Below are 23,247 nucleotides of genomic sequence, written 5' to 3'. Positions count from 1 at the left end.
ATAGCGAGTACTAATTTTATAAAACGTACTCCTTGTTATTTACGAGATTTTCTTGTTTACATGGAAGTATTGGTAATGAGCTGAAACTTAAATTATCCCATGTCAATTTATCTGCTACATATTCTTTGTATAATTTGAAGACTTTAAGAATGCCTAAGCCCCCATTTCCAAAATCATCTGCATAAAATGATTGCTTATCTCCTAAAAACCCTATTGCGCCATTATTACTTTGAAAATGTGTTGCTACATAGTTTATTTTGTGAGTAAGCATATCCTCTAATTCTTCTTTAAAGTCATGAGGGATATTAGGAAGTAATAAAATTCCCATAATAACTAGTGCTAATCCAGTAGTTCCATATGTCACTCCATAATTGTAGAAGAATGGTGATTTTAAAGATAAAACTAATTCTTTTAAAAAAGCCCAATCTGGCTCTCCTGTATTGTGATAATAGTGAAGTAAAACTAAAATTGATCCTGCACTACCTGAAAAAAGATACGGAGACCTAATATTTGGCCACTCCTGAACACTATACGACAAGCCTGAGAAAATTGAGTCATCTTTAACTGTCTGTAAATCTTCCCCAATATTTTTGTATGCAATATCCCAATTATCAATATTTGCCTCTGCAAATATTAACGAGAAGGCTAAACCTGTGTTGCCATATTCTAATCCTTGATATTTACTAATCGGCCACGTTGTACTTCCTAAGTGTTGTTTGACTATAGTAATCCATTTACTCAGATCTGGATAATTGCCAGATTGATTAATTAGCTTTAGGCTCACATAAATGCCAGATAAGCCATTAGCAAAATCTAAATTCACAAAATTGTATTTACTTAAAGCTTTTATCAAATTAAAAAAGAAATGATTATTTTCCATAGGCACTCCAGCCTGTGAGAGATACAGTGTAAACCCAGCTTTACCAAAAACTAAACCATCATTTAGTCTACTTATATTTTGGTTTTTTAGAGCATACTCTTGTAGTATATGGGCTACGTCTAGCAACTGCTGATCATCAATGATGTTGAAATCCCGCAAGCATAAAGAAACACCTGGCAATCCATATACTAAAGATAATCTATTGTGATGATAGTCAGAAGTAGCAAACTTAAATATGTTGTTTGGATTATCTGCAAATAAATTAGAGTAATATCTTAATAAAATTTTTTCAATATTGCCAATACGTGCAATAAGATCTTTTGGCTGTAAGCTATTTTCATTTAAAGGGGATGTTTCTTCATCAGTGAATAAAAGTTTTTTAAATTCTGCACTAACATCACTAGTTAAATCCCCTTTTAATACATGATTCATTAACATCATGCCAGCATTAAATAAACCTCGTGTGCCTATAGGAAGTTTGTACAAGATTGCACTATATTCTTTTTCGTAATACTTTTCATCAAAAGAATAACCTTTATTTCTACCTATTACAGAGTATAAAATGAGCTGTGAAAACATGTATAAATCTTTAGCCTCACTTTTAATACCCTTTGGCATTCTATACATAAATCTATCTGTGCCCATGCCATACCATTTATTATCTTGAATATTAGAAATGCCTTCCGCATCAATTAAAGCAACTTTATTTTCAGCTGTTATAAAAAAATTGTCATCAGAAATGTCATTGAAAACAAGATCATTTGAATGTAACTGTAATATGAAATCGAAAATCTGATTAAAAATATCCTTAAGGGATTTTATGAAATCCGCCTTTTCCTCTTCCGATTTTTCAGGTTTTAAAATGGGACTTTCAGTAATAAATTCTTTTAGAGACTTACCTTCAAGTTTCTCCATTATGATAAATACAGAATCTTCATCGTAAAAATAATCTATCACTTTAGGAAATAACATATTATATTTATCGCTATTTTCGTTGAAGAATTGAAATTCGTTCATTCGAGCTTTTTGAGCTCTATACAAAGGCTCTTCCATAGAAGGAATTCCTCCCAATCGCCCTTCCTTTATAATAACCGCTTCATTATTTACATCATTATATCCTTCATAAACATTTCCAGTAGCACAGTGTCTCAATATTTTATTGACTGAAAAAGTGTTATTAGTTAGGTGTCCTTTTACTGGAACTTCTTGAATAATTTCATCGCTCCATGTGCTATTCTCAAAAGGATCTTCAATACCTGAAGGAAGAGTGAAATACCCTTTTCTAACATCTTCCTTTAGTTCCGCAAACCCATTCATTATATTATAGTTTCTTTCATTTTCATTAGAAATTTCATATTCAGGAAAAGCAGCTCCGTATCTATAATAAATAAAGCTACTATTTTTATATCTTTGATCTGAAGGAACCTGCACCCCAGTTTCACAGCTAATTTCTGAATATATTCTCTCAATTATTTCTATAAATTCTGCTTTATCCGAAGGGTAAATAGTTATGTATTTACCGAATTGGCTAATGCTTGTGTTTTTACTTGATAAAAATGTGAATGCCCTCATATCCGCAACATATTTAAAAGAAATTCTTTTATTTTGAAGAATTTTAGTTACTTGGCTTAATACTAAAGGGTATTGATCCAATGTGGGAGAAAGATGTATTTTCCACCCCTGAAGATGCTGTGCATTATCAAATATAATATATCTAAAAGGAAACGCATCACTAATGGTCATATGTTTCTCATTTTTTAAATTAGCTTTGAAATAGAAGTTATTTATATCTACTTTTAGGTATTTTGTTTCGAATTCATGCATAAATTCTTTCATAAGAACTTACCTCCTCGTCTTAAAAAGTAAATAAATGAACGATTTTTATTATTTTTAATAAAAATCGTTCATTTATGGATGTAACAAAGTGATTAACACATGAATATTTAACTGATTACGATAGTGTGACAGCCACCGCTTGTGCAGCTATTGCTCACACCTGAGTTAGCTGCAACTTTTTGTTTAGTATCTGAAACTTCTAAACGCTCTAATTGTTCACGTAACTTCATATGATTCACCTCCTACCTTAATATATTTCCATTATATATCATAAAACCTATAAATTCAAACATTTCTGTAATTTTTGAATAAATAGATAATTATGGGTTTAAGCATATATAAAATGGTATATATTTTGCAAATAGGCAAATTCCCTTCACTTTTTACGATATCTTTTTCTAAAGCATATACTTAAATAATTTTAGTTTTGGTTTTCAGAGAAAAAAATTATTTTCTAAATGGTAAATTAACAAAACCGCCCCCTCTGCGATATACAATCACAGAGGGGACGGTTTATTTATTTAAAAACTGGTATGGCAATACTTTTGGACAACTTTTATAAGGGTGCCCTTAAAGCATATGGGGTGTACAAGTTGCTTGACATGGAGCCTCTATGGGCATGACTCTTTGCGCCAGAAAGCCAGCTATATCAGGCTGGCTTAGCCAAACGAGGCTATCATGCCCATTGCTCCACGTAAAGCTCTTCTTCGTTGATAGGCTTGGGTATTGTCCTTTATACCTCATAAAAAGTGTCCAACTAAATGTAGCCTATCCAAACTTAAATCTAGTATTATAAAGTAACTATGTTTCAAAATACATTAGCCTATTTCCAGCCATCCTAATTATAATTTAAATTTCTCAATCTCATTTACAACATCTTTTGAAGTAGTATCAAGCTTTTCTACTACTTCATTTAATTTTTCTACCATGTCCACTTGAATGTCTATTGATTTTGCCACTTCTTGTGTTTGCGCTGTCGTATTGTTAACGAGCTGGCTCATGTCTTCAGCAGACGCTAATATTTCCTCAGAGCTTGCTGACATTTGCTCAATCACTGCCGAGTTTTCTTGAATGTTATTATTTACTCGCAAAACAGCCTGTAAAATATTTTCTAAGTTTTCACCGATTGCAGTTACAGCTAAACTTCCTTCTTTAACATCCTGTGTGCTAACAGCCATTTCGCTTAATGCGCGCTCTGCAATTTCTAAAAAGCTTTGTAAATGACGGTGAATATCATCCGCCGATGTGCGTGACATTTCTGCTAGCTTGCGTACCTCATCCGCTACTACAGCAAAGCCTTTACCAGCTTCACCTGCTCTTGCTGCTTCAATTGCAGCATTTAATGCTAATAAATTTGTTTGATCTGCGATACTTGTAATGACATTAATCATTTCTTCAATCGAATGGAACCGTTCACCCATCTCACGCACTTGCTCGGATGTGCGAATAACCGATGTTTCCACACTTTGAATTTGCTGAACCACTTGCTTTGAGTTCGACGTGCTTTTCTCAACTAACTCTGTCATATCATTTGAGGATTCGGCAATATCGCTTGTTGAATCAGCTAATCTTTGAATGCCAATTGTCATTTCGCTCATTGCTTGCATAACTTCATCATTGCTAACTTGCTGCTTACCACTACCCTCTGCAATTTGCGTGACACTTGCAGCGATGGCATTATTCGAATTATTTACATGGTGTGCCGTCGAATTAATATCTTCAACTACCTGTTCCAAGCTGTTTACCTTTACATGAATCGTGTCAAATGTCTTTGTAAGCTGTTTTAATGCATTTGTAAAATCCTTTGCAAATAAAGAAATTTCATTGCCATTTGCCATATCGATGTTAGAAACCACATGATTAGCCTCTTTAATATTGCCCTCAGCTAAGTATGTTGCGGACTCCTTCAATGATTTTAAAGGACGGAGTGATTTATTAATATAATAGTAAAGAATCACTAGACCTAAAATAGCAATTACGCTAAATATAATAACTATAGCAGGAATAACTTCCTTCGCAATTAAACCGCTAATGACGTCAACATAGCCAGCATCCATATCGATTCCTAAATAAAAGACAACCTCACCATTTGCATCCTTTACGGGAATTGTTCCTGAAATAAATTGTCCATATTCACTTTCAATTATATTTGTATAGTAATAATCATCCTTTAGTGCTTGTACAAGGTCAGCATTTGATGTCGCGCTAGATTCATCACCAATAGTGGCTGCATTTTCATGATCATCCGCTGGCATGCCATCAACTAAAAAAACAGCCTTTCCTTCTTTACCGTTTGTAGGTGGAGCAAATGTATAAGCATACAACACACCATTTTTTTCACGTAAATCATTTAATTGCTCGCGTAATTCCCAATATAATGTACTCTCTTCTGGTGCATTTACTAACTGCTTATAGCCCTCAATATCTAAATACTCAGCTATATTTTGAGCTACCGTTACACTATGCTCTCCTAAAGTGGCTTTCACAGATTTTTCTGTGCTATAAATTGTCATAAAAACATTCATTGCTATTAGGACAATAAAAACGGCAATAGTAATTGCTACAATACGGCTTGCTAATCTATCCTTGCGTCGCATAAATAATCTCCCTTCCTTTTCTTAAACGTTACTAAATATTGTGACTTACTTCGACAAAATTCACAATAGTCAAATTTTTTCAGCTAAATATTTCACAATATTGTCATATAAAAAAGACACTGTGAAATTTTTAATTCACAATGTCTTATATATTGCTATTTATTCTCCTAAATCTGCATTATGGTAAACACGTTGTACATCCTCTAAGTCTTCTAACGCATCAATCATTTTTTCGAATTTTGCTAAATCATCATCTGTTAAAGCAACTTCTGTCATTGGTAGCATTGATAATTCGGCTACTGCGAATTCTTCAATGCCTGCTTCTTTGAATGCTTCCTGTGTTGCATGGAATTGGTCTGGCTCTGCATAAATAATGATTGTACCATCTTCATCGATAATGTCACGTGCATCTAAATCCGCTTCCATTAAAATTTCTAGCACTTCATCCTCTGTTTTGCCTTCAATGCCGAATACTGCTGTGCTTTGGAACATATGTGCAGCTGAACCACTCACGCCCATGTTTCCTCCGTTTTTACCAAATGCAGCACGCACTTCTGAAGCAGTACGGTTAACGTTATTTGTTAAAGCATCAACGATGACCATTGTGCCACCTACACCAAAGCCCTCGTAGCGTAGCTCGTCAAATTGCTCATCGCCGCCACCTTTTGCTTTGTCGATTGCTTTTTCAATAATATGCTTCGGTACAGAGTATGTTTTTGCGCGCTCTAAAACTGTTTTTAATGCACGATTTGATTCTGGATTTGGCTCCCCAGATTTTGCAGCTACATAAATCTCACGACCAAACTTTGCATAAACTCGGCTATTTGCTGCATCTTTCCCTGCTTTTTTGTCCTTAATGTTATTCCATTTACGCCCCATTAGGATTCACTCTCTTTCATTTATATAAAAATTGTAGTAATGAAATTTTAACCTATTAATTATACATAAAAAGTCAGGAAATGAAAATGGTAATTACAAGTCCTTTGCATTAAACGTATCGCTACCTTGCAATGTGCCATTTTGGTAGCCTTTCTTAAACCAACGCATGCGTTGCTCACTCGTACCATGTGTGAAGCTTTCTGGCACAACATAGCCGCGCGCCTCCATTTGCAATGTATCATCACCAATCGCATTGGCAGCAGTCAATGCTTCTTCAAAATCGCCTTCCTCTAAATAACCTTGATTTTTCACATGATGTGCCCACACACCAGCTAAATAATCTGCCTGCAATTCAAGGCGCTTCACTTGCTCATTATATTCTACATCTATCACTTTTCCATTTAATGCATGCACCTTTTGCGAAGTGCCTAATAATGTTTGAACATGATGCCCAACCTCGTGTGCCACAACGTATGCCATCGCAAAATCGCCAGGTGCTTTAAAGCGATTTTTCAATTCACCGTAAAAACTTAAATCAATATATAGCTTATGGTCTACTGGACAATAAAATGGTCCAACCGCCGCACTTTGCATCCCGCAACCTGAGCTAACGCTTTCCGTAAACAGCACAAGCGTTGGGTTTGTATAGGTCATATCATTTTCTTCAAAAACTTTCGCCCATACATCCTCTGTATCTGCTAACACGACTGTTACAAATTCCGCTAACTCCTCCTCTTCAGGTGTCGGTGTATATTCCTCAGCTACTTGTCCATTTTGTGTAATGCTTTTCGTCACTGTATTTAACACATCGCCCGCATCGCCACCACTTAGCAATGTATAAATAATAACAATAATAATCCCGATACCGCCTAAGCCACCCCCAACTTTTCCGGCACTCATGCCACGGCGGTCTTCCACATTGCTACTTTTACGTCTTCCCTTCACATCCATACAATGTCCCTCCGATTAATCTTTTTCTATATTCGTACCCGTTTTACAAGTGTGCTACTCCTTTTATCGTGCAAATTATAAGGAACTTTATTTTAAGCTTGATAAAAAACGCGTTCACGACAATTATCGTGAACGCGCTTCTAAAGCCTTCTTCAGCAAAGCCTCACAGCCCTCTAAACAAAGATCATATGTTTCTTGAAAATCACCTGTATACCAAGGGTCTGGTACATCCTTTTGATGCGATGTCAAATCTAAAAAGCGGAAGATTTTTGCGTCATCTGGCTGCCTAAGCATTGTGCGAATATTGTCCACATTGCTCGCATCCATTCCAACAATATAGTCAAATTCCGTAAAATCGCTGCTCGTTAGCTGACGGCATTGCATACCTGTTGTTGTAATTCCATACTCTCCTAGCTTCGCCTGCGTCCCTTTATGTGGTGGTTCCCCAACATGCCAGCTGCTTGTGCCTGCTGAATCGACTGTAATTTGCTCGCTTAACCCACGCTGCTCCAATAAATTACGCATAACAGCCTCTGCCATAGGCGACCTGCAAATATTACCTAAGCATACAAATAATATACGCATCTCATTCGACACCATCCTATATTTTTGCTTGTAGCTCTGCTGTTAAACGCTGAAATTCCTGCTCTAAAAACTTCGTTGCCTCATCGCGTGCTTCCTTGCCACTTTCCACTGTAAATGGCGTACCATAAATTAAATAACCTTTTTGGCGTTTAAATACTTCTCCTGCACTACGTGGGCCGATATAAGCAGCAGGAACAATTTGCGTCTTTGCTAGTTGTGCGATTGTGACAGCCCCCTGCTTCAAATCATTGCTTTCGGTTGAGCGAGTACCGCTTGGGAAAATACCAACGATTTTATCCTCTTTAATAAGCTGACGTGGAATTTTAATCACGCTTGGTCCTGGATTATCACGGTCAACAGGAAAAGCATTTAAATTATTGATAAGCCAACCAAGCCCTTTCATTTCAAATAGCTGCTTTTTCGCCATGAAATGAATTTCACGTGGGTAAATGGATAAGCCTAAATTAATAATGTCAATATAGCCTGTATGTGTACATGCGATGACAAAGCCACCTCCCTCAGGCACATTTTCTGCACCGTAAACCTTTGCCTTCGAACCATTCATTTTTAAAATTACTTTACAAATATTTGCTGCTAATTTATACACATCATTGCCCTACCTTATATTTTAATACTTTTATTTTAATCAAAAAGAGGCGTTTTTTCAATTAAGCATACTGCTGTGCAATATGTTGCACCAAGTTTTCTAGCCAGCTATCAAGCTGTGAAAATTCAAATCCTGCCATTGTCGCTTTATCATTTTTCATATACCACGATGCGGGAATCGCATATGGTGAGCGAATTTTATCATCCCCTAAAAGAGCAATTTTTGCTCGTTTGCCTGTCACCTTTTCCACTAAATTCATTAATGCTTGCAATGTTATCGCACCCGTTGCCGTTGCATTAAATGGACCTTCCACTGACGTTTGCCCCGCCCATAATAAAAAGCGTGCGGCTTCCTCTGCTTGAATAAATGACATTTCCGCATCCATATTGACAAAGCCAATCGGCTCTCCCTGCGCTACACGCTTTACATGAAAATGTAATCGCTCTGTATAATCATCTACACCCATGACGATTGGGAACCTTACTGCTACAACAGGAAACTTCGCGTATTTGAAAAACACTGCCTCCGCCTGACGCTTCCCTTCCCCATACGTGAAATCAGTTGTATCACCCATGCGAATTTCATAATTATACGGGTCAAAATCTTCCTCTACTTTTACAGCACCATCGATTTCATATGTGGATAATGTAGAAGTGAACACAAGCTTGCCTATCTTGCCATTAAATACATCGCAAAATGCCTTCGCTTCATTTGGTGAGTAGCAAATATTATCGTACACAATATCGAATGTGCGATTTGCCATCAATGCCTGTAAATCACTTGCGTTTGTTCGGTCAATAACAACATGCTCCACCTTATCTCCAAATGGATTACCTGACTTCCCTCTCGTTGCAATTGTCACCTGATGCCCCTCTCCTAATAGTAGTTCTACTAATTTACGTCCGAAAAATCGCGTACCACCTAATACTAAAACTGTTCCCATTGTTTATTCCCCTTCCCCAACTAAAATATCAACATCAATCGTAATTTGTGGCAGCTCGACTGCTGTGCTATTTTCAATATGCCAGCCCATTGGCGTCATTTGCAGCAATTTTGGCACAAGCTCTGTTGATAATTGCACAGTATAAGTAAGCCGTTGCACATCCACTTTTGCAAAGCTATCTTTAAAACGCTCCACCGTCTGCGCATTAGAATAGCTTTCCTTCTCAGAATCCGCAAATGCTTGGCGTCGTAGCTCCTGCAAATAGCCTTTCTGTGGCACAACTTTAATTACCTTGCCATTGGGCCGAAGCAGGCGCTTAAATTCCTCATAATTAGCAGGCGATAAAATATTTAAAATCGTTGTAAAGCTCTCTGATTGGAATGGGCTATTCGCTAAGTCACCGACACACCAAATTTTATCACTATAAAACTTAGCGGCAGCAATAATCCCCTCTTTTGAAATATCAATTCCAACACCGACTGCTTGCGGTAGCTGTGCGCAAATACGAGCTAAATGTGACCCTTCACCAGAGCCTGTGTCTAAAATCATTTGCCCATTATTAAGTAGCTCGGCAATTCTCCTTTGCAGCGGGTCATAAAGACCGCTCGCAATCACTTCTTGACGTGCCTCAAATAACTCCTTGCTATACATCGAAGCGACAGGCCTTGTCATAAAATTCATATAGCCCTGCTTCGCCATATCGAATGAATGCTTTTGACTACAGCTCATTGTTCCTGAGTCATTTAGCTGCATTTGCGTATGACAAAATGGACAGGCAAATAAGCTGATATGCTGCTTTATACAATGAATGCTTGCTGCTCTTTTTGATAATTGTTTCATCGTGCTCTCCTACAACTGTTTTCTTTATTGTACAGGAAAATAGCCCTTAACAAAAATAGATGCTCATTCAAATAAAAAATGCCGAAAAAGCAGCTATCTACTTTTCTGGCATTTTCATAATTAAGCTGTTTTTGTTGTTAAATGTACCGCATCTTTTCGGTCCTTCAATGCGTCATAAATCGCCTGCACATTTTCAGTCGATAATTGATCTTTCTGTCCACGTAAATCGGTAATCCAGCCTTTCAAATCCTTTGCCTTCAATACATCAATTTTATCGGAATGTAGCTCAATTTTTTGGAAGGAGCATTCATTTGTAAAAACAACAAGTGTTTTATAAGCTTCAACATCAATATTAGGCAATAAATCACGCAATGCATAAATGCTACGCTGCACTTGGTGAATTGGATTTGGAAAAGCTTCTTTTCGGTCTTTATATAAAAGCTGTGACCATTCAAGATCTTGCTCACGCCCTGCAATCCAGCCCTTTTTCTGCTCTACTCTTATAATATAAATACCTGAAGTATGCATAATCAGCGCATCAACAGGCGCTTCGTCCGATTGAAGTTGCACATCAAATAAAATATCATACTTTTCTTTTGTAGCTTTTAATTCATTTGTTAACGTATATAATGTTCGAATTCTACTACTGCTTAGCACATCAAAAATTGAATACGATGTAGCCTTACTAAACAAAGAATCATCATATTTATAAATAACTAACATCACTATTACTATTAATAGAAAAATACCTAGCAGTATCCATACCATTTTGTGCGTCACCTCGTAGACAATTGTTTCTTACTGCTATTGTAACAAACTAACAGCTACTTGACTACGTACGTTTCGAACTATCATTTTTGATCAATCGTGATGCTGCCTAGCTCCGTTTTTAGCTTAATCAAATTCTCTCCTGCACCATAGACGAGACGCTTACTACGCTCGCCATAAATCGAAATTTTCCCTAGCTCTGATTTCGCCTCAATCGTCGCATTATCAATTTTTTTATCTGTTAACACCTCAATCTTCCCTACACTTGTTTTCAAGCTGAGTGGCTTTGTAATGCTTTCAACATTTAATGTCACCTTACCTGCCTCTGTACGGGCATCAATTTCTCCTTGTACATTGACTAAATCGACACGCCCCGCCTCTGATTTAACATGCCAAACCTCAGCAATAGAGTCCTCAATTACGACTTTTCCAGCATCACTTTTAACGGTAGCTGTTGTGGCATGAACAGATTGAAGCTCCGCTTTCCCAACGCTTGATTTGATATTTAAATCACTTGCTAAAATATTTTTTAGCTTAGCCTTCCCAACAGATGTGCGGCATTTAATATCTTTCGCTTGTAGCCTTTCAATCACTGTGCCGCCAATTTCATTTTTAATGACAATGCTCTCATAAAGCTTTTCTGGTACATAAACGAATGCAGTTGCCCCGTTATTTATATTGAAATTAAAATTAATATTTACACCAAAAATCTTAAAGTTGCCTTCCTCACGCTGAATATCTATTGTTAATGTGTTATTAGCAATTTCCACATCCATCGTATATTGCTCACCTTTGCTTTTTAATTCTGTATAAAATTTCCCAGTAGGTGATGGTAGTAATTCAACAGCAGCAAGCTCACTGTCAATTTTAATATGGCTGAATTCCTCTTCCTTAACAGCTTTTGATGTTTGCACAAATTCTTGCTCTGAGTATGCCTTTAATAGCTCTGCTGCTAATTCATTCACATCGCCTAAGGAAGCAATCATTTCTTCAACCGATTTCCCTTCAGCCTGACCACTTGCAAAATATTCCTTAAAATCACGCAATATATCTTGACGTTCACCATCATTTAATTTTACTAACGCTTGCTCTAGCTTATTTAAAAATTGTTGTTCCATCATTATTACTCCCCCTCATTTATTAAACTGTTTACTGCTTGATAAAAATGTTCCCATTCCATCTTTTGTATACGCAATTGCGCCTTGCCATCTTCCGTAATTTGATAATACTTTCTAGCAGGTCCTTCTGTCGATTCCACCATATAGGTTGTAAAATAACCTTCTGCTGTTAGACGACGTAGCAATGGATAAACTGCACCTTCTGAAATATTGATTTTACTGGAAATAGCTTGCACCAGCTCATAACCATACATATCACGCTGTTCAAGCAATGCAAGCACACATAAATTCAATACACCTTTTTTAAATTGTGGATTCATTTGGCTCCCCCCTTCACTACTATTTATTAATTAGTAGTATAGCATCCACTACTGTTCAATGCAAGGTACTAATCCAAAAATAATAGGACTACTTTTTAGTAGCCCTATTTTGCTTGCCTTAAAGACTTCACACTTCTTGTAAAAACCCACAACAGCATGATACTGGCAACCGCAATACTTGCTGATAAATAATATGTTTCTCCACCTGCCATTGTCAGCAGCCATGTGAAAAATAATGGCCCGATAATGCGCCCTAAGCTATCCATTGAATAAATAACTCCCGCAGCAGTGCCATACATTCCGCCAGATTCCTTTGAGGCAAGCGATGTATTTAACGTTCGGGCAAGTGCATTGCCTGCTGTAAATACACATAATGCGACACCAGCAAAGGCTAAGCTATTCGTAAATGGTAGCATCAATAAGCCGATTGCTGTAATAATTTGTGCCAGCATTAACCACTTTGGCTCTTGTCCATCCTTTACTTTGCGCACGACCATTCCTTGAATGAAAAAGTCGACAAAGCCACTAAATAAAAATAGCGAGCCGATTTGTGCAGAGGTAATTTGAATCGCATCCATTTGGAATAGCTGCAATGTTGATTCAACACCCGCTAATAAAAATGTCACTGAAAACGAAAAGATAAATAAATAGCGGATGCGATAGCTAAATAGCTTGCCAGCAGCCAGCGGAATAATGACGCGCCCCTCTGTCTTGCGATATGTTTCCGGCTCATTCAATATAGCTAAAGCATAAAAGAATAGCGCAAAAATTAAAATCGCCGATACAGTAAATGGCATCCGTACGCTAATTTCTCCAAGTAAACCACCGATTGCTGGACCAAAAATAAAGCCTAACCCAATCGACATTCCCATAAAGCCCATATATTTATTGCGGTTGTCCTCATTTGAAATATCGCCAATAAAGCCTGTTACGGCTGTATACAATGCACCTGAAAACAAGCCCCCCACAACACGTGAAGCATAAAGCATTGGCAATGAATCAATAAATATGGAAACTAGCATAAAGCTTAAGCTAAAACCAAGCAAGCCTACTAAAATTAATTTTTTACGCCCTACTTTATCAGATAAACGTCCCCATAAAGGGGCTGTAAAAAAGCTTGCAAGTGAATAAATTGTCAGTAAGCCCCCGACATGCATTGGATGAAAGCCTTGCTGGACAATGACCTCTGGTAAAACAGGAATAATTAAACCGAATCCTACATAAACAAAGAATTGCACGGATACGAGTAAAAGAATAGCTTTATTCATCACGTATCTCCTTATTTAAACCAAGTTATTTTCAACAAATTGAACAAGTCGTTCATAATCTTTAATGCGATGATTACATTTCTCCACATCATCACAAATATATTGGCTATATGATTTATAGGCATCAGCCTGTCCCTTTACTTTCGCTGTAAACAGGTGGACATCTGAATGCTCATTACAAATCGCACAAATACCTTTCGCATTCGTGCCACTTACTGTTCCTTTCAAGCCTGTAAACTGCCCTTCTCTCTCAATAATCATATATTGACGATGTGTGCCGATATCTTGCCATGATAAATAGCTAATGCCCTTCCAGTTCACTTCATCTAACTTAGGCATTTTTAGCTTTTTCTCTTTTTTAAATAGTTTTTCAATCCCTTTTTCTGAAATTGCTTTAAATGGAATCGTATAAACATGCAAATTTTCTAGAAATAATGTGACATCTAGTCGATCCTCTACAGCCTCAGCAGCTTTTAATAGCGTCTCCTTGTCTTCTCCAAGTGGCAATTTTTCATTCAATGTAGCCATTGCAAGCTCTCTTACTGTCGCCAATATATTGGCATCCTTTGACGAGGCCTTGGCATTTACAATTTTCATTAGCTGCTGCTCAATTAAACGAACTTCTGCAACTGTTAAAAATGGTGTCATTATATAGCACTTCCTTTACTTTCAGCATTAACTATTTATTTTAACATGCTCTTCTCTATTATATAATAAGATTAGCTTACTAAAAGTGAGGTTTTTCCATGCACACAACAACAATCGATATTCCTGCTTATGTTGAAGCTGGCAATATTATTTGCCCTTCGTTAGCAATTCCATACCATCCAGAGTTTATTATGGGTATTTATACAGACCAAGCAAAAATACAATATGTATTAAAGATGTTGATGAAACTACCAAATAGCTATATCCATTTAAAAGATGATAATTTGTATGATCGTTTAACAGTAAAGGAGCATGTTGCCTTTTTCAAAAAGCTATTTAATTCCGCTGAAACGACGGAAGCATTATTGCAGCTTATTCATTTAACTGATTTCCAAAAAATGAAAGTCCATCAATTATCCAATAGTAATCGTCAATTACTTCATTATTTAAAGCTTTATTTAACACCTGCCTCAATTATTGTTGTGGAAGAACCTCTACAAAATATGGAGGATTTTTCAAAACAATTAACAGTACAATTATTTGAAAAAATGACACAAAAAATGCTTTTATTGCTATCTAACAATTTAGAGGATTTATTTATTTCGTGTCACGAAACGAATCGTTTAGATGCGCAGGGCTTATGTTTATTAGATGTTGTGGGACAAGATACAACACCAAACGACATTGCTTCATTTTCTCCGATCAAAATCGAGAAAATCCCAACAAAGAAAAATGACAAAATTATTTTATTTAATCCACCTGAAATTGACTATATAGAAAGTGTGGAGGGCGATGTTTCTATTTATGTAGCAGGTGAAGCATATCCTTGTTCATTAACTTTAACAGAGCTTGAACAGCGTCTTTTACCTTTAGGCTTCTTTCGTTGTCATCGTTCATATATTGTCAATTTACAAAAGGTACGTGAAATTATTACTTGGACAAAAAATAGCTATAGCTTATCCATTCATACAACAACAAAAACAACAGTCCCTTTATCTAAAAATAAACTCGCCACATTAAAAGAGCTTATCGGAATTTAACGAATTTCCGGGGAAATAATTTGCTCCATTTATCCTCATATAGCTCCAATCATCTTTATTTCCCCTCTTTTCGTCACGAAATGAATGCGATGCTTCTAATCTTGCATTATATTTAAGGCATAACGAATACGGAGGGGAAATACGATATGACAACAATTATTGATGTTCATCATTTAAAAAAGGCATTCCAACAATCAAACGCTTTAGCAGATGTAACATTTTCTATTCAAAAAGGGGAAATTTTTGGCTTCTTAGGTCCAAGTGGTTCTGGCAAAACAACTACAATTAAAGTTTTAACAGCACAGCTCCATAAAGATGGTGGTGAAGCAAATGTGTTCAATATGCCTGTTAGTGCAATGCAAAACAGCGAAAATAGGAAAAAATTTGGAATTTTAACGGATAACAGTGGTCTTTATACACGTTTATCAATCGAGGAAAATTTAGCGCTCTATTGCAAGCTATATGATGTCCCAACAACAGCTATTAAAGAAGCGCTTGAATTTGTCAATTTATATGGCGAGCACAAGAAAAAAGTAAATATGTTATCAAAGGGAATGACACAGCGAGTTTTATTAGCAAGAGCCATTTTGCATAAACCAGAGCTTCTATTTTTAGATGAGCCAACTTCTGCATTAGACCCTGTCAACACAGCCCATATTTACAAAGGGTTGCGCGCTTTAAATGAGCTAGGTACAACCATCTTTTTAACAACGCATGATATGCAAGAAGCTGAAACACTGTGCCATCGTGTTGCTTTTTTAAATAAAGGTGCGATTCAAGCAATCGGTACACCAAAGCAATTAAAGGAGCAATATAGCGAGCAAACAATCACGGTTGAACTGGTCGATGGCTCATCTCATGTGATTAAAAACGAAGCGCAAAATGCTCAAATTGTACACAATTGGATGGCAAATAATCAAATTGCTCGCATCTTTTCAAACGAACCGACTTTAGGCGATATTTTTATGAAAATAACAGGGAGTGACTTACAATGATGAACATTTCAATTACACGTATTCAAGCCATTTTTATGAAGGATTACAAGGAGTTTTCTCGCAACTATGCGATTTCAATCATGGTATTTTTCCCAATCATTATGGCATTTTTATATAGAATGGATGGGGTAGAACCCGCACAACAACTATTGTTCCCGCTTGCCTTCACTTTCGGTATGGTAACAGCCTTTGTGCAAGCTGCTCTGATTGCCGAGGAAAAGGAACGCAATACACTGCGTAGCTTATTGCTTTCCCCTGCCTCACTTGCAGATATTTTAATTGGTAAAAGTGCATTAGTTTCAGCTATATCTGCTATCGTTATTGCTGTTTGTTGCTATGTTGTTGACTATATGCCAAGCATTGCCTCTATCGTTGCGATGTTTCTTTCCATATTATTTTATGCAGCTTTAGGCACAATTTGTGGCTTATTTGCTAAGTCAACATTGGAAACAACATTTACGATATTACCAGTTGCTATTATTTTCCCATTCGGTCCATTTGTTATGATGTTATCCGAACGTTTTGAATTCCTAAAAATCGCTAAATGGCTGCCAAGTACACAATTAGCCGACTTAGCTCAAGGTGAAATGGTTATACCGTTAATTGGTATTGCACTATGGACAATCCTCGCTTGGGTTGTGGCAATTATCCTTTGTAAAAAACGCATGGTAGATTAATTGAAACCTTTTGTTACGATAGCCGTACAATAATTAGGGCACCAATTTTCAAATATAAGGAGAAATTTTCGTTGAATCATTGAACCAAATGTTTATTATTTATCATGTATCTGATTGCGATCTCAGATGCCTACTATTCTTCTCTATGGCTACTTGAATCAAAATCACCACCGCAGCATCAAACTGTACAGGCATCTGCTCAATTTGCGGTACAGCTTGCTCATATGCGGTGACAAAGATGAAAATAATAAACTACGAACTACAAAGAAAATCAAAAACATTACAGTGTTTTATATTGTAATCGAAACTAAAAAGTCGATGTACATACCAAAGCTTTTGGTGTACATCGACTTTTTTATAATAAAATTTTCGCTAGCTGCTGTAACTCTGCTATTTCATATTTAGGTTTGTAATTTTCAACTGGCGCTTTGCCATGCTGGTTGAACCAGCAAGTGTCGATACCTGCCTGAATACCGCCTACTATATCTGCCGAAAAAGAGTCACCAATAATCAATGCCTCTTCTATGCGGAAATTGGGAATACGTTCAAATACATAATCAAAATAGCCTTTCATTGGCTTTTGATAGCCTGTATCCTCAGATACGAAGACATTTTTAAAAAATGGAGCTAATCCCGTTACTTGCAAACGTTTATATTGAGTTACAGATACACCATTGGTCACTAAATATAAATCAAATTGACGCGCTAGCTCATTGACAATCTCCCATGCTCCCTTCACAAACACTTTGCTTTCCGCTAAATAATTGCGATATTTCGTATCAAATAGTACCCCATCAACTCCTTGATCGTATGCTGCAAATAATTTAGCAAAGCGCGTCGTAATCACTTCATCACGTGTAATTTCGCCATGCTCAAATTGTGTCCATAAGCTGCTATTAATTTGACGGTATTTTTCTTCTACCTCTTCAGTTAAAGGAATTTTTTGCTCCTCAAATAAACGATGCAGTGCCAAATCCTCTGCCGCTCCAAAATCGAGTAATGTGTCATCTAAATCAAATAATAAATGTTGATATTTTTTCATTCACTTTCACCTCACCTTTTTACTATAGCAAAATATTGTTGTGATGATGAGCTATTTTCAGGTACGATTCAATTGTACAATAGAAAGAAGGTTGAACAATGCCCTTTGATTTAGATATTTCACTAATTATTATTTTAATTTTCTTCGGCTTTTTAGCCGCATTCGTTGACTCTGTTGTTGGTGGGGGTGGCCTTATTACACTGCCTGCATTGCTTTTTACAGGAATGAGCCCTGCTTCTGCTGTTGCAACTAATAAGCTTGCAGGTTCCTTAGGTTCTCTGACTAGTACGATTACCTTTTATCGTTCTGGAAAGCTCGATATGAAATCTGTTTATAAATGGTTTCCTTTATCATTTTTCGGCTCAATGCTCGGAGCATGGGTTGTTCATTTAATCAACCCAGAAATTTTAAAGCCATTAATGCTGGTCATGCTAGCTGCTGTAGCAGTTTATACAATTTTCAAAAAGGATTGGGGACAGCTATCTACCTATAAAAGCTTATCGACTAAAAAGCTTATTGCCTTTTTGTTTGTATTATTTGCTATCGGCTTTTACGATGGCTTTTTAGGCCCTGGAACAGGCTCATTTTTAATTTTTGCCTTTCTTATCATTGGCTTTGATTTTTTAAAAGCAGCAGGCAATGCAAAGTTTTTAAACTTTGGGAGCAACATTGGCGGATTGTTGATGTTTATGTCACTTGGACAAGTGAATTATGCATATGGTCTTATTATGGGAGCAGCACAAATTGCAGGAGCTATATGTGGTTCAAAATATGCTATTAAACGTGGAAGCGGCTATGTACGCATATTATTTATCATTGTAACGATTACATTATTAGCTAAAAATACTTATGATTTCTTTAAATAATTCAATTGACTCTTCGTATAATTGCGTCCAGATTTTTGCGAACATGCCTCATTCGTCAGAGGCTAAATTATAATAAAAGACAGCCTAGCAAATAGCTCATTTAACTACTTGTCAGGCTGCCTTTTAACGCTTAATTTTGCCGATATATTTCAAGGCATTTTCAGATGGAATAAGCATTTTTTTATCATTGCGCTTTTTACGGATTGTATATGCCTTATAAAAACAGCGCTCTGCACTTGCTACATCGCCCTGCTCTAAATAACATTTCCCTTTAAACTGCCATACGCTATCCTCAAACTGTGGTAAATTATGTTCATTGCAATATGTTAATACTTGTTCAAATATATGTAGTGATTTTTCATATTCTTTCGTATGCTTGATTGTTTCTCCGTAATTAATAAGCGTTAGCACATACTCTTCCCCGCCCTTTGGCTCAAAATAATCTAGCGCCTCCTTTAAGTAATATAACGATGTTGCGATACATCCTACTAGTCTATTTAAATAACCAACTTTACGATATGTTTTATACTTTAAATCATTTTCTATCGTTGGTTGCAGTAAAAGAGCATCACCTAAACGGAGAGCAGCGTATAATTTGTCTGTGTCTGGACATTTTTCACGTAAAAAATCATTCTCATCAATAAAAATTAACTGCCTAACCTCTTGGAACCTTTGATCAAAGTCGTTTATTAGCACGAAAACCCTCTCCTTAGCTTTCTATAATGCTACAATTGTTGAATAATCCATTACTTTTATCTAAATATTTGTGAAAAGCGCCATCTTAATTAACATTATTTTGCTATACGTATAGTTTTCCCTCAACTGCCAATAAAGCTTTTTTCAGCTCCATACCTGAGCTAAATCCTGTTAAAGAGCCATCTTTCCCAATAACTCGATGACATGGTATCACGATAATTACTGGATTTGCTCCAATTGCTCCGCCTACAGCTCGTACTGCCTTCGGGTTTCCGATACGACTAGCAATGTCTGAATATGTACAGACTTCTCCATAAGGAATTTTTTGTAATTCCTGCCACACACTTTCTTGGAAAGGGGTACCCTTATAATCTATTGCAAAATCAAATTGCTTTCTTTGCCCCTGAAAATATTCGATAAATTGCTCTGTGTAAAGCTTTAATTTACGCTCATCTTCTCTTACTTCGCTATCTTTATAACGCTTTTTCGCCCAAACAAGCAATTCTTCTTCATTTTCATGGAATGAGCCTGTGTAACATAAGCCCTGTTCTGTTGCCGCAATCACGAATTGTATATTTTCATAGCAGAAATTTGCCCAATAGATTTTTTTAGACATTTGAATACCCCCATTATGTTAGCTCATTTCAGCAGTTGGTCCCATTACTGGTGGCACAGTTAAGCCTGCTTGACGTAATAATACTGTCATTTGACCACGGTGATGTGTTTGATGGTCGATTAGTACTCTAAACAGAGCACCACGTTGCATGGAGCCACCAAATGCAGCTACCTCCTCTGTCAGCTGTTCATCAGACAATGTAGCGATTTCCTTTTGGTATGCGTCAATAACTGCCTCATATGCTTCAACAATATCTGCCATATTATTAGGCATCTCCATATCTGGTCCAGGAGCAGGTATTTGTAAGCCCGCAAAGTGTCCAAATGCACCGGCTACTCCAACTAAATGCCACGCTAACCAACCTAGTGTATTGTGACCTGCTACAATGGGTTGGCCCATTTTTTCATCTGTAATCGCTTTGAATACATTGAGCGTTCCTTTTGAAGAGACATGCCAATCTTTTGAAAAATCCTCTATTGTACGATACACAAAAAAATCCCCTTTCAATCTTCATTTCATCTGGCAAAATATTAAAAATTTGCACAGAAAAAGTAACTATGTAATGTGAACTCCTCGATTCTTTCCACTAACAAACAATAGAGGTAAATTCTATTATTTGAAGCTTCACTTTATTACAGCATAATCAAAAAAACAGCAAATTTCAAACAGTTTGCTAAACTATACAATATATTGTTTCATAACATGCCAAGCTTCTATTTTTTGCTCAAATGTTTTAATATTTTTCCCTGGTATTGGGCTTGTCGATGGCATTTTATGATAATCCCGTCCATCTAATATATCCAATCCTATATGCTTTTTAAATACATTAAAGGCTTTCGCTCCATTAAATAGCACTGCTTTTATGTGAGGATATTCTCGAAATAGCCATGTGAAATCATTTGCTACCTCGTTGCGAATATTGGTATCTAAGCTCCCTTGCCGTTCACATGATTGAATCGAATCCCACAAGCCAATTCCGTTCTTTTTCAACAGAGCAACACGCTGTGCATAATCGTCGGGCATTTCCTCATCTACAAGTACAGCAATAATTGGCCAAAAATGATTACGAGCATTGCCATAGTATTGTTGTTTCTCTAATGATTGTACGCTTGGCATTGACCCAACAATCAGCACTTTCGTATTTTCATCAATAATGGGTGGTAAACTATTTTGTCGCACAATTCTCACCTACTTTTGTTTGTACATTTAGTATACCAATCATTTATATAATGCAGAAAATATTTATAGACAAAGCCGAAATCGGCTTTGTCTATAACAGGATTATTCGGTTAATTTCACATGTTGAATTTTGTAAATACCTGTTGGATCAACTGTAAAGTCCGTTACTTTTTTGCTTACACCTGTTAAATAAGCTTGGTGGTGTAAAAACGCCGCTGGTGCTTTCTCGTTAAGAAGCGTTTGAATTTCTTTATAGTAGCCTAAACGTGTATCACTATCTGTTTCAACACGTGCTGCATCCAATAATTTGTCTACTTCAGCATTTGAGAAACGAGTACGGTTGTTGTTACCAATATCAGATGTGTGGAATAGTGGATATAATGCACCATCCGCATCACCTGTTGATGCAGACCAGCCTAAGATGAACATCTCATGGTCGCCAGCACCCGTTTTCTCTAAATATGCGCCCCACTCCATTACTTCAATGCTAACATCAATATTTAATTGCTTTAATTTTTCTTGTAAAACAATCGCAATTTGTTGACGTTGTGGATTGTCATTTGTCCAAATTGCTGTTTTGAAGCCATCTGGATATCCAGCTTCTGCAAGTAATGCTTTTGCTTCTTCAATATTGTAGTCCTGTGGTACAATATCGTCGCTTTGGCCCCAAATCATTGGTGATAATGGACCTTTAGCAGCTACACCAAAGCCATCATAAACACCTTGTAAAATTTCTTCGCGATCGATTGCTTTAGAAATTGCTAGGCGCACTTTTTCGTTATCGAATGGAGCTTTTTGTGCGTTAAAGCCGATGTACGCGATAGACATCGATGGTTGCTCATTTACTGTTGCAAAGTTTTCTACCATTGCTACTTCTGTTGGTTGTACTGGATCAATAATATGTGCGTTACCTACTTCTAAGTCAGCTGCACGTGTTGCGCTTTCAGGTACTGTTTTAAATACTGCTGAATCATATGCTACTTTCTCGCCCCAATACTCTTCATTTTTCACTAAACGAATTTCTTGTCCTGGAACCCATGCATCATATTTTAAGAAGCCTGTACCAACTGGGTTGGCATTTACATAAGCGCGAAGCTTTGAAGCATCGTCACCCGCTTCTTCATAATCTTTTGCAATCACCGCTGGGCTAATCATGTAGCCACCGGCATGTGTTAATACCGCTAATAGCGGCCCATAAGGTGCTTTTGTCTTAATATCTACTGTATATTCATCTACAACTGTAACCGATTCGATAGGCTCAAAGTTTGAAGCACGTGGTGATGCTACTACTGGGTCTAATAAACGGTCTAAGTTAATTTTTACAGCTTCTGCATTGAAAGGTGTTCCGTCATGGAATTTAACGTCTTGACGTAATTTTAATTGTAATGTTAAATCATCAATTTGTTCCCATGATTCTGCTAATAATGGCTCGATTTCACCTGTGTCAAAATTACGTACTACTAAAGTTTCATAAATATTTGCTTGTACGTTGTTAGACGGCACGTCATTTGAACCGTGTGGGTCAAGCTCAACAGCCTCTGATAATACTTCTAAAACTAGATTTCCACCAGTTACTGTTTCTGTATTTTGATTGTCATTGCTTGCTGTATCGCCTTCTTTATCTGTCTCTTTCCCTTTATCATCGCTACCGCATGCGGCAAGAACAACGATAAGTGCCGATATTAAAAGCACTAGCCATAGTTTATTACTCTTCATTCGCAAATCCTCCCTTTATCATCTCTTTTTCAGAGAATTATCTTTTTTAAATATTATCTGAATTTTCTACAAAAATCAACCCTTATTCATAATATATAAATTGAATTAAATAATTGACACTATAGGAGTAGTAGCGTACAATTCATTACTTTTATAAATAAACACAACCATACATATTTA

The 23,247-nt window shown here is 36.7% G+C and carries 24 protein-coding genes; 4 read left to right on the top strand and 20 right to left on the bottom strand.

Going from position 1 to position 23,247, the window contains the following annotated elements:
* Positions 1-16 precede the first annotated feature (16 nt).
* The 14 genes from M3Z76_RS06560 to M3Z76_RS06495 form a co-directional block, all read right to left on the bottom strand.
* Positions 17-2,716: a class III lanthionine synthetase LanKC N-terminal domain-containing protein gene (locus tag M3Z76_RS06560; protein WP_293921657.1), complete on the bottom strand. Its 2,700-nt coding sequence runs from the start codon at positions 2,714-2,716 to the stop codon at positions 17-19.
* A 107-nt stretch (positions 2,717-2,823) separates the two neighbouring features.
* Complete coding sequence (locus M3Z76_RS06555) at positions 2,824-2,946, bottom strand: hypothetical protein (protein WP_293921658.1); 123 nt, start codon at positions 2,944-2,946, stop codon at positions 2,824-2,826.
* 612 nt (positions 2,947-3,558) lie between these two features.
* Positions 3,559-5,313, bottom strand: a complete 1,755-nt coding sequence (locus tag M3Z76_RS06550; protein WP_293921659.1) for a methyl-accepting chemotaxis protein — start codon at positions 5,311-5,313, stop codon at positions 3,559-3,561.
* Between the two features lie 159 nt (positions 5,314-5,472).
* Positions 5,473-6,192, bottom strand: a complete 720-nt coding sequence (locus M3Z76_RS06545; RefSeq protein ID WP_293921660.1) for a YebC/PmpR family DNA-binding transcriptional regulator — start codon at positions 6,190-6,192, stop codon at positions 5,473-5,475.
* A 93-nt stretch (positions 6,193-6,285) separates the two neighbouring features.
* Positions 6,286-7,143 (bottom strand): KPN_02809 family neutral zinc metallopeptidase, encoded by an 858-nt coding sequence (gene ypfJ, locus M3Z76_RS06540; protein WP_293921661.1) that lies wholly within the window; start codon positions 7,141-7,143, stop codon positions 6,286-6,288.
* 123 nt (positions 7,144-7,266) lie between these two features.
* A complete protein-coding gene (locus tag M3Z76_RS06535; protein WP_293921662.1) occupies positions 7,267-7,728 on the bottom strand; it encodes a low molecular weight protein-tyrosine-phosphatase in 462 nt (153 codons plus the stop codon).
* Between the two features lie 16 nt (positions 7,729-7,744).
* Positions 7,745-8,335 carry a lysophospholipid acyltransferase family protein gene (locus M3Z76_RS06530; protein ID WP_293921663.1) on the bottom strand — a complete coding sequence of 197 codons (591 nt, stop codon included), beginning with the start codon at positions 8,333-8,335 and terminating at the stop codon, positions 7,745-7,747.
* A gap of 61 nt (positions 8,336-8,396) precedes the next feature.
* Entirely contained in the window at positions 8,397-9,278 is an 882-nt protein-coding gene (locus M3Z76_RS06525; RefSeq protein WP_293921664.1) for an NAD-dependent epimerase/dehydratase family protein, read from the bottom strand.
* Positions 9,279-9,281: 3 nt separating this feature from the next.
* On the bottom strand, positions 9,282-10,118 hold the full coding sequence (locus tag M3Z76_RS06520) for a putative RNA methyltransferase (RefSeq protein ID WP_293921665.1): 837 nt from the start codon (positions 10,116-10,118) through the stop codon (positions 9,282-9,284).
* A gap of 120 nt (positions 10,119-10,238) precedes the next feature.
* The gene (locus M3Z76_RS06515) at positions 10,239-10,886 is read right to left on the bottom strand and encodes a nuclease-related domain-containing protein (protein WP_293921666.1); all 648 of its coding nucleotides are present in this window, start codon (positions 10,884-10,886) and stop codon (positions 10,239-10,241) included.
* A gap of 83 nt (positions 10,887-10,969) precedes the next feature.
* Positions 10,970-12,007: a DUF4097 family beta strand repeat-containing protein gene (locus tag M3Z76_RS06510; protein ID WP_293921667.1), complete on the bottom strand. Its 1,038-nt coding sequence runs from the start codon at positions 12,005-12,007 to the stop codon at positions 10,970-10,972.
* Between the two features lie 2 nt (positions 12,008-12,009).
* Entirely contained in the window at positions 12,010-12,324 is a 315-nt protein-coding gene (locus M3Z76_RS06505; protein WP_293921668.1) for a PadR family transcriptional regulator, read from the bottom strand.
* A gap of 104 nt (positions 12,325-12,428) precedes the next feature.
* Entirely contained in the window at positions 12,429-13,592 is a 1,164-nt protein-coding gene (locus M3Z76_RS06500) for an MFS transporter (protein ID WP_293921669.1), read from the bottom strand.
* Positions 13,593-13,607: 15 nt separating this feature from the next.
* Positions 13,608-14,240, bottom strand: a complete 633-nt coding sequence (locus tag M3Z76_RS06495) for a FusB/FusC family EF-G-binding protein (RefSeq protein ID WP_293921670.1) — start codon at positions 14,238-14,240, stop codon at positions 13,608-13,610.
* A gap of 98 nt (positions 14,241-14,338) precedes the next feature.
* Between M3Z76_RS06495 and M3Z76_RS06490 the strand changes: the two genes are divergently transcribed.
* From M3Z76_RS06490 to M3Z76_RS06480, 3 genes are all read left to right on the top strand, one after another.
* Positions 14,339-15,280, top strand: a complete 942-nt coding sequence (locus M3Z76_RS06490; RefSeq protein ID WP_293921671.1) for a LytTR family transcriptional regulator DNA-binding domain-containing protein — start codon at positions 14,339-14,341, stop codon at positions 15,278-15,280.
* A 146-nt stretch (positions 15,281-15,426) separates the two neighbouring features.
* On the top strand, positions 15,427-16,275 hold the full coding sequence (locus M3Z76_RS06485) for an ABC transporter ATP-binding protein (RefSeq protein WP_293921672.1): 849 nt from the start codon (positions 15,427-15,429) through the stop codon (positions 16,273-16,275).
* Positions 16,272-16,952, top strand: coding sequence for an ABC transporter permease (locus M3Z76_RS06480; protein ID WP_293921673.1), 681 nt, complete (start codon positions 16,272-16,274; stop codon positions 16,950-16,952). The genes M3Z76_RS06485 and M3Z76_RS06480 overlap by 4 nt, the downstream gene beginning before the upstream one ends.
* A gap of 355 nt (positions 16,953-17,307) precedes the next feature.
* On the opposite strand, the gene M3Z76_RS06475 is transcribed toward M3Z76_RS06480, so the two are convergent.
* Complete coding sequence (locus M3Z76_RS06475; protein WP_293921674.1) at positions 17,308-17,994, bottom strand: YjjG family noncanonical pyrimidine nucleotidase; 687 nt, start codon at positions 17,992-17,994, stop codon at positions 17,308-17,310.
* 98 nt (positions 17,995-18,092) lie between these two features.
* Here M3Z76_RS06475 and M3Z76_RS06470 point away from each other — a divergent pair, with 98 nt between their 5' ends.
* Positions 18,093-18,860 (top strand): TSUP family transporter, encoded by a 768-nt coding sequence (locus M3Z76_RS06470; protein WP_293921676.1) that lies wholly within the window; start codon positions 18,093-18,095, stop codon positions 18,858-18,860.
* 123 nt (positions 18,861-18,983) lie between these two features.
* On the opposite strand, the gene M3Z76_RS06465 is transcribed toward M3Z76_RS06470, so the two are convergent.
* The 5 genes from M3Z76_RS06465 to M3Z76_RS06445 form a co-directional block, all read right to left on the bottom strand.
* Positions 18,984-19,556 (bottom strand): tetratricopeptide repeat protein, encoded by a 573-nt coding sequence (locus tag M3Z76_RS06465; protein ID WP_293921678.1) that lies wholly within the window; start codon positions 19,554-19,556, stop codon positions 18,984-18,986.
* Positions 19,557-19,659: 103 nt separating this feature from the next.
* Positions 19,660-20,172 carry a methylated-DNA--[protein]-cysteine S-methyltransferase gene (locus M3Z76_RS06460; RefSeq protein ID WP_293921680.1) on the bottom strand — a complete coding sequence of 171 codons (513 nt, stop codon included), beginning with the start codon at positions 20,170-20,172 and terminating at the stop codon, positions 19,660-19,662.
* An 18-nt stretch (positions 20,173-20,190) separates the two neighbouring features.
* Positions 20,191-20,661 (bottom strand): DinB family protein, encoded by a 471-nt coding sequence (locus M3Z76_RS06455; protein WP_293921681.1) that lies wholly within the window; start codon positions 20,659-20,661, stop codon positions 20,191-20,193.
* Between the two features lie 189 nt (positions 20,662-20,850).
* Entirely contained in the window at positions 20,851-21,354 is a 504-nt protein-coding gene (locus M3Z76_RS06450; protein ID WP_483310147.1) for a DNA-deoxyinosine glycosylase, read from the bottom strand.
* A 99-nt stretch (positions 21,355-21,453) separates the two neighbouring features.
* On the bottom strand, positions 21,454-23,067 hold the full coding sequence (locus M3Z76_RS06445) for a glutathione ABC transporter substrate-binding protein (RefSeq protein ID WP_293921685.1): 1,614 nt from the start codon (positions 23,065-23,067) through the stop codon (positions 21,454-21,456).
* Positions 23,068-23,247 lie beyond the last annotated feature (180 nt).

Source organism: Metasolibacillus sp., assembly GCF_025291715.1.
Lineage (GTDB): Bacteria > Bacillota > Bacilli > Bacillales_A > Planococcaceae > Metasolibacillus > Metasolibacillus louembei.
This window is presented reverse-complemented; position numbering and strand designations above follow the sequence as displayed.